We start from the raw sequence: 7,422 nt of genomic DNA on the forward strand, positions 1-7,422 counted from the left end.
CAAATCATACTGGCTATGGCTACTTTTTCTATAACTCCTCATATCTCTTTATAAATTAGTTGCCAAGGTAACTTCATTATATCTTCCCTTCGCCTTTAGGCGAAGGGATTTCTCATCCCCGATAGGGGCATTAATACAAAACCGGTTGATACCGCATACATACTACCGACTACACCCAAAACCGCCAAGCCTTCCAAGCTCTTCTTTTTGAAAATTATTAGGAATAATGTATTTTGTTAAATATAAACATCCAGCACAAAAACTCATCAAAACAATATTAGGAACAGTGTAGATAAAGTCAATTATATGATTAAGCATAAGCATCGTAATTTTTACATTATGTTATGTCATTCCCACGAAAGACCTGCTTGCGTGTATCAGTTTTTTCGTCATTGCAAGAAACGTTATGAAGTAATTATACGTACGCAATGTCAGGAGTTTGTGATTATCTCATGAGATTGCTACGCAGCATACGGCTGCTCGCAAAGCATTGTTGCGTGGGTACTGAAGGTCGTCATTGCGAGAAGAATTACGTAGTAATTCGACGAAGCAATCCAGTAAAAAATTCTGATTTACAGAATTTTTTTAATTATTTTCTAGATTGCCACGTCGCTTCGCTCCTCGTAATGACGACCTTCAGTATCCACGTGGACAATACCTGCTCGCAATGACTACTTGGTATTCACGCAGGCAATGCCTTATAAGCTACACTTCCGTCTCTTCTAAGACCACCGTAGAATCAGTAAGTTTAGTAATTTTTTCAATTTTTAACCGAGCTTCTTTTAGTTTTTTCTCACAATGATTCTTAAGTAAAATACCTCTTTCAAAGCTATTAACTGCCATCTCTAGACTCTCTTGTCCGTTATCTATTTTTTTAACAATTTCTTCAAGCTCTTTTAAAGCTTCTTCAAAGCTAATATTTTCTTCTAAAGTTTTAGTATTAGTCATTTATTTTTATTTTTTAATGGTTATCTGTAGTAGTGTTGTCAGTTATTTGTGGTATAAGTAATTTTTTTAGCTCACTACTATCAAAAGTTTTCTTAGGAGCAAAAATACTCCCTTGCATTTTTATATTAAGATGTGCCAAACTATCTTTATCGGAACTTGTATTTGAGGTGTTTAACTTAACAAGCCTTGCCGGTACGTAAAATGATAAAATACTAGATGCATCCATATCAAAATTATATATATTAACTGCAAGAGAGGCCGCACCTCTACTATATTGTGTTGCAAATTTTACTTGCTTTAAAAGGGCAATACCTTTTTGTAGTTCAATATCACCGCTTATACCTCTAACATTTTCTTGTCCTGTGGTTATAGCACTATTGATATCTTTATCTAAATTTTGTACCTTATAATCAGCTGTATTAATTTTTTCTATAAAAGAATCAATTGCAAAATTATTAATATCTATATTGTTTATAGCAAATTGTGATTTTGTAGTAAGGTTATATAGCTGGCTTTGAAGAGTGTTACCGTTAGTTCCTAAACTACCGCTTACACTTACTTTTCCGCTACTTGCAGTAAATATTTTAGGCATAAGAGCCGAAACTTTATCTAAATCTATTGTATTTAAAGCATATACGAAATTTATAGAATAAGGTTCCAATAAAATATTGCCGCTACCTTGAAGCTTGCCGCCTAATAATTCTGCTTCAATATTATTAAATTGTAATAGATTATTATTATTTGCTACATAAAATTTAACATTTTTCAATATTAAATTATTCTGTGATAATGTTGATAATGTCCCGTAAAATTGCAATATAGTTTTATCTAAACTATATTCATTTATTAATTTATTTCTTAAATTAAGCATTCCTGCCGGTGATAATAAATCAGTAGTGAGATTACCATCCTTAATTTCTACGGTCAAAGACGGCAATACACTCGAAGCATCCAAGTTCCAGCTAGTTGATAAATAGCTACCCGCGGTTTTAAAATCTAAATTACTAATTTTTATATTAGCTGGTACGATTTTAGCAAGCAAATTCATTTTGTCAAATACATGATCGTTATACTTAACACTATCTATCAAAATATCTAAATTAGCTAAATATCCTATTGTTCTAATAGGAATAAATTTATTTGGATAATCTAAAGTTTTCATATCTTTAGTTAAATTTTTTGTAAATTCGATAAGAGGCGAAATTATCGGATACGTCCTACCGCTTAAGTCAAGCGAAGATATATTAAGCGTAGCATCTAAACGAGGTGTTTGAGCAATAAATTTACTAGAGACATTTCCTGATAAATTTAAATGATCTGTTTTAAGTAATAAATTTTTAAAAAATAAATCTATTAAAGTGAGTTTTAAATCCGACGACAAGCTAAAAGGAATAGCTTCTTTAATAGTAATATCGTTAAATCCTAAAATATTCAGTAACGAATTTATATCATTGTGCTTTAAATATATCTGTCCATCAAACATACTTCTAACGGCATTCTGTGTTACATTACCTGTAAGCTTAAATTCTCCACCTGACTTAATATTACCTGAAAGTTCATTGATCTTTAAAGTATCCTTTGATAAGTTAGAAGAAAAGACTATTTTTTCTAGTGCTTCATTACTACTTAAAATTATTTTGTTAATTGCTATGTCTGCTTTAAGTAATTTATCAGCAAAAATAAATCTAATATTTGAAGAAGAAGTATTAAATGTTACCCCTGCATTTGGAGAAATTAACGAACTTAGATCTATTTTAGGAAAATCTAATTTCACATTAGTAGTAATATTATCATTTTTAGCAATGTTAATAAATCCATTACCTTTAATAAAAGAGGAGGCTATTACTATGTCTTTGAGCTCTATTTCATCTTCATTATTTGAAATATTAAATTTAACGTTTACTGCCTCATTTTGATTAAATTTATTAAAAATATGGTTTAAATCTGGTAATATATTATACATTACCGATGCTAAATTTTTAATCTGATATTCACCGCTACCGCTAGTAAGCTTAAAATCTTTGTAAATTTGCGATAGCTTAAAACCATAATCATTATTATCAATATCAAGACTAAAATCTACTATATCATCACGTTTATTAATTGAAACTGAAATTTCACCTATATAGTTACTTGTAGTTTTAAATATGTAATGAGACGATAAAGCATTTTCTTTTTTTAATATACAATTATTTAAATTTACAATAGAATAATCTTGTTTATTAATAATACTTAGATTAGTAACATTTAGATTTATATTTTGTAATTTATATTTAAAGAAATTCTTTATTAACTCTTCATTATTATAAATATTTAATACATTAGAATCAGAATAAAATTTAGCATCTAATATGTCTATTTTATTAATTTTAGGATTAAATTTTATAAGCGACCACAACGAAAAATGCATTTTAATCTGCTCTAAATCTAACTCTCCTCCTTCCTTTATCGTCTCAATAATTAAATAGGGCAAAGGAAATTTATTCATCTTTATTTTGCCAATATTTTCTTTTGCAATTCCTAAATGACTGGTAAAATTATTAGTAACCGAATTATAGTTAACAAACGATAATGCACCCCAAATTATAAATAACAATAATGAGAAACAAATTATGATGCTGGCAGCTATTTTTTTTATCATGTCTATAAAAAGTTTTTAAATATATTATTATATATAATTATCAAAATTTAAAGGCAAATTAATGAATTCTTTAGAAAATTTAATTTTAGTCGGTGTCATAAAATCATGTCATGGAATTAAAGGTCATGTAATTTTAAAATCTTTTACCGAACCTGCTACAAAAATACTTGAAAGAAATTTAGTAAATGAGTCAGGAGAAGATATACATATTAAGCTAATTAGCCAAAATGCCAAAGGAGAATTAATTTGTAGATTTAATTATATAACTACTAGACATGAAGCAAAAAACTTAAAAGGCTATAAAATATTTTGCTTAAGAGCAAGCTTACCAGAACCGGAAGAAGATGAATTTTATATAGCGGATTTAAATCATTTACCGGTATTAGACCAAAATCATAAAGAAATAGGCAAAATTAAAAATATTCTTAACTTTGGTGCCGGCGATATAATTGAAATAGAATTTTTAGACCAAACAACTGAGTTATTACCTTGCAATAAAGAGTTTTTTCCTGTTATAACTAAAGATTATGTGACTTTAAATTATCAAAGAGGAGTTTGAGTACTTAAATTTTTCAATCTCTTATTTTTGAAGCTGTTTTTGTAATTCTTCAATACTCTTTTTTGTAAAACTGGTAAATTCAATAATTTCGTCTAAAGGCTTGTTCTTTCTTAAAATTCTTTTTGCCATCTCTGCTAATTTCATTTCACCGATATTTATTCCTTCTTGCCTGCCTTTTTCTATGCCTTTTAGCTCCCAACTACGTGCTATACTTACCATAATTTCCTCTTCTACTTCATGGTTTAAATGTGATTTATTTCTATTCCTATTATATCATTTTGACTAATTTTGGTCAAAGTATAACATAAAATTAATTCTATATAATCAATGCTGATATTAACTAATTCTATGTCATGCCCGCGAAAAGTGGGGCATTGTTGCATGGATCGGAAAACCTACTCGATGTCATCCCGTGACTTGACCATGGGATCTCAAAAACAACTCAAAATACTAACAATTTTAGTATTTTAAACTGGATCCCGCGATCAAGTCGCGGGATGATATCGGGTAATACTTAATTGAGTAAATTATATGAATTTGACAATTAAGTCTTAGATACTATAATCAACATATATACATAAATAGATTAAGTCTTAGATACTATAATCAACATATGTACAATAGAAGGTTAAGCTCTATGCCTAAAAATTTAAAATACTCACTTATTATATTTATAAGTATAATATTGTTATTGATTGTTATTCCTTTCTTTATTCCTTTAGATAATTATAAAGGAGTAATAATAGATAAAGTTAAAGAGGCTACAAATAGAGATTTAACTATTAACGGCGATATAAAATTATCTTTACTACCGAATCCCGCAATATCTCTCTCAGAAATTAAATTATCATCAATAAACGGTACAAAAGAACCTCATCTAGTTTCCGTTGAAAGTGCTAAAGCATTATTGCGGCTTTTTCCTCTTTTTAGAGGAGCAATTGAAGTAGCTTCTATAGAGTTGCAAAAACCGATTATAAATCTAGAAGTCTTGAATAACGGACAAAAAAATTGGCAGTTTGCTACATCTAATAATAAGCCTAAAGAAAATAATGTTAGTTATGCAGAATCGACTAATACTCAAACTGAATTAGAACTTCCCATTTTGATTAGTCATTTTAAAATTATAGACGGCAAAGTAATATATATAGAAAAAAATAGTGAGAAAATATTTAACGATATTAATTTAGAGACTAAAATTAAAAGCCTTAAAGGTCCTATAGATTTTACTTTAGCTTTAAAGGCTTTGCAGCAGCAGATTAATATAGAGGGAAATATTGAAGAAATCAGACAAATAATTCCGTTAAGTGCTAATATTAATCTTGCCGGTGAAAAAATTAAAATCGAAGGAAATTTTGATAGTGAAAATAATTCTTTTATAGGTAAAGCAAATATTAAAGGTAATACTAAAACTTTAGGTATGCCTGCTGATTTACAAAATGACTACGAGCTAACTACGGCAATTACTGCCGATAATAAAAATGTAACTATTAAAGATGCTAGACTTAATTATACAAATATAGAATTACTAGCAAATGCAAATTATGATATAGAGCGTAATAACCTCAAATCAAATATCATTGTAAATCCAGGTAACATTATAACCGAAATTAGCTCTAATTTAGATAAGACAAATATTATGCTACAAGCTGATAGTTTAAAACCTATACTTGATGCTTTAAAGCTAAAGACCGATAAATTACCGCCTATTATTAACCAAAAACTTATACTTACTTCTAATGTCATTAGTAATTCTCAAACAATAAAATTACAAAATATTAGTTTATCGGTTGCAAATAGTAATCTAACCGGAGATATTGAGCTTAAAAACTTGGCTCAAGATATAACTATTTCTCATAATCTAAAAATTAATAATTTTGAGTCGTTTATGTCTCTTATGGGAGTAAGTAATTTAAGAAAGATTGGAGTATTGCAGTTAAACGGGGAAGTACAAAAAGTTAAAGATACTTTCCATATTAATAATAAAATATCTACTTTTAATACTAATATATCTATTAAAGGTGCTATTAATTTAGCAGCTCAGAAACCAAATTTCAATCTTAACTTATACAGTCCGTTAGTTAATTTGGATACAATTCTTGCAAGCCACAGCCCTACTCCTGCTTTAAATAAAACTAGTAGTCCTGCTAATCAAAATATAGCTACAGCTAAAAATAATTCTCCTTGGTCAAACAATCCTATTAACTTATGGTTTTTAAATGAAATTGAAGGACAATTATCCGCAAATATTGATAAATTAACTAACGACTCATTAATCATAAATAATTTAAAAGCAAAATTAAATATCATCGGCGGTAAGCTAAATATTACTTCAGTTAATGCAAGCATTTACGGTGGCGAACTAAGTAGCACCGGTTATGTGAGTTCAGGAAAAGAGCAAGACGCTGCAATCAAAATTGATTTAAAAAATGCCTATCTCAAAAGTTTAACTCCGCAATCGGGTAAAATAAAAATAACTGATGGGCTACTAAGCTTTAAAACCGATCTTACTTCTCGTGGTAATAGCATTTATACATATGTTCATAATCTAAATGGAAAATTTAACGTAAATAGCGATCACGGGAAAATAAGCGGATTTGATTTAAACCGGATCGCAGATGCGGTAGGTAATGCTAAGAATACCGAAGGAGTATTACGACTTATTAACAGTTCCTTTAGCGGAGGGTCCACATCTTTCAAAAATTTAATTGCCAGTGGCAATATAACGCAAGGCAAACTTAATTTAAATGAATGTAATTTAGATGCTTCACCTGCTAAAGCAAATGCAAACGGTCACATTAACTTACCGCAATATATGATGGATATTAGTGCAAGCGTTACTATTGCGGACTTACCACCTATAGCTGTTAAATTATACGGATTTATAAATAATCCGCAGCATAAGCTAGATATTCAGGCTCTTCAAACTTATTTAGTTAACAACGTATTTAATAGCGTTATTAAAGATCTAAAAAGCGGTGAGAAAAAACCTGAAAATATTATTAAAGATGCTTTAGGTCTTAGAAAGAAAAAAGATACAAATGCAGAGGAACAAAGTAGCTCTCCGCAGGGAAACAAACAAGCAGATCCTGTAAATCAACTACTACAAAAAGGATTAAAAAAACTGTTTTGATGTGACCGTCACAGGTGTCATACGCGTCAAGTTAAGGAAAGTAAGTAAGCAATTAGCAGCGGTTTCATCAAGAGGAGAAGAAAATTAACCGGCTGTTCGTTTGTACAAGCATTAGTATTGGGTAATTTGAGTGATGCTGATTGT

General features: G+C 29.4%; 6 protein-coding genes and 1 pseudogene. 2 read left to right on the top strand and 5 right to left on the bottom strand.

What is annotated here, in order from left to right; genetic code table 11:
- Positions 1–107 precede the first annotated feature (107 nt).
- The 3 genes and pseudogenes from ACKTSD_RS05630 to ACKTSD_RS05640 form a co-directional block, all read right to left on the bottom strand.
- Positions 108–267 (bottom strand): annotated as a pseudogene (locus ACKTSD_RS05630) (bestrophin-like domain); the annotation flags it as partial.
- A 438-nt stretch (positions 268–705) separates the two neighbouring features.
- Complete coding sequence (locus ACKTSD_RS05635) at positions 706–948, bottom strand: exodeoxyribonuclease VII small subunit (RefSeq protein ID WP_412708367.1); 243 nt, start codon at positions 946–948, stop codon at positions 706–708.
- Between the two features lie 13 nt (positions 949–961).
- On the bottom strand, positions 962–3,589 hold the full coding sequence (locus ACKTSD_RS05640; protein WP_412708368.1) for an AsmA-like C-terminal region-containing protein: 2,628 nt from the start codon (positions 3,587–3,589) through the stop codon (positions 962–964).
- Positions 3,590–3,650: 61 nt separating this feature from the next.
- On the opposite strand from ACKTSD_RS05640, the gene rimM reads away from it, so the two are divergent.
- A complete protein-coding gene (gene rimM, locus ACKTSD_RS05645; protein ID WP_412708369.1) occupies positions 3,651–4,148 on the top strand; it encodes a ribosome maturation factor RimM in 498 nt (165 codons plus the stop codon).
- A 21-nt stretch (positions 4,149–4,169) separates the two neighbouring features.
- On the opposite strand, the gene ACKTSD_RS05650 is transcribed toward rimM, so the two are convergent.
- Both ACKTSD_RS05650 and ACKTSD_RS05655 read right to left on the bottom strand, forming a co-directional pair.
- Positions 4,170–4,367 (bottom strand): RpnC/YadD family protein, encoded by a 198-nt coding sequence (locus ACKTSD_RS05650; RefSeq protein ID WP_412708370.1) that lies wholly within the window; start codon positions 4,365–4,367, stop codon positions 4,170–4,172.
- Positions 4,368–4,390: 23 nt separating this feature from the next.
- Entirely contained in the window at positions 4,391–4,531 is a 141-nt protein-coding gene (locus tag ACKTSD_RS05655) for a hypothetical protein (protein WP_412708371.1), read from the bottom strand.
- Between the two features lie 254 nt (positions 4,532–4,785).
- On the opposite strand from ACKTSD_RS05655, the gene ACKTSD_RS05660 reads away from it, so the two are divergent.
- Positions 4,786–7,278, top strand: a complete 2,493-nt coding sequence (locus tag ACKTSD_RS05660) for an AsmA family protein (RefSeq protein ID WP_412708372.1) — start codon at positions 4,786–4,788, stop codon at positions 7,276–7,278.
- Positions 7,279–7,422: the final 144 nt, after the last annotated feature.

Origin of the sequence: Candidatus Rickettsia kedanie (genome assembly GCF_045865205.1) — a bacterium.
Lineage (GTDB): Bacteria > Pseudomonadota > Alphaproteobacteria > Rickettsiales > Rickettsiaceae > Rickettsia > Rickettsia australis.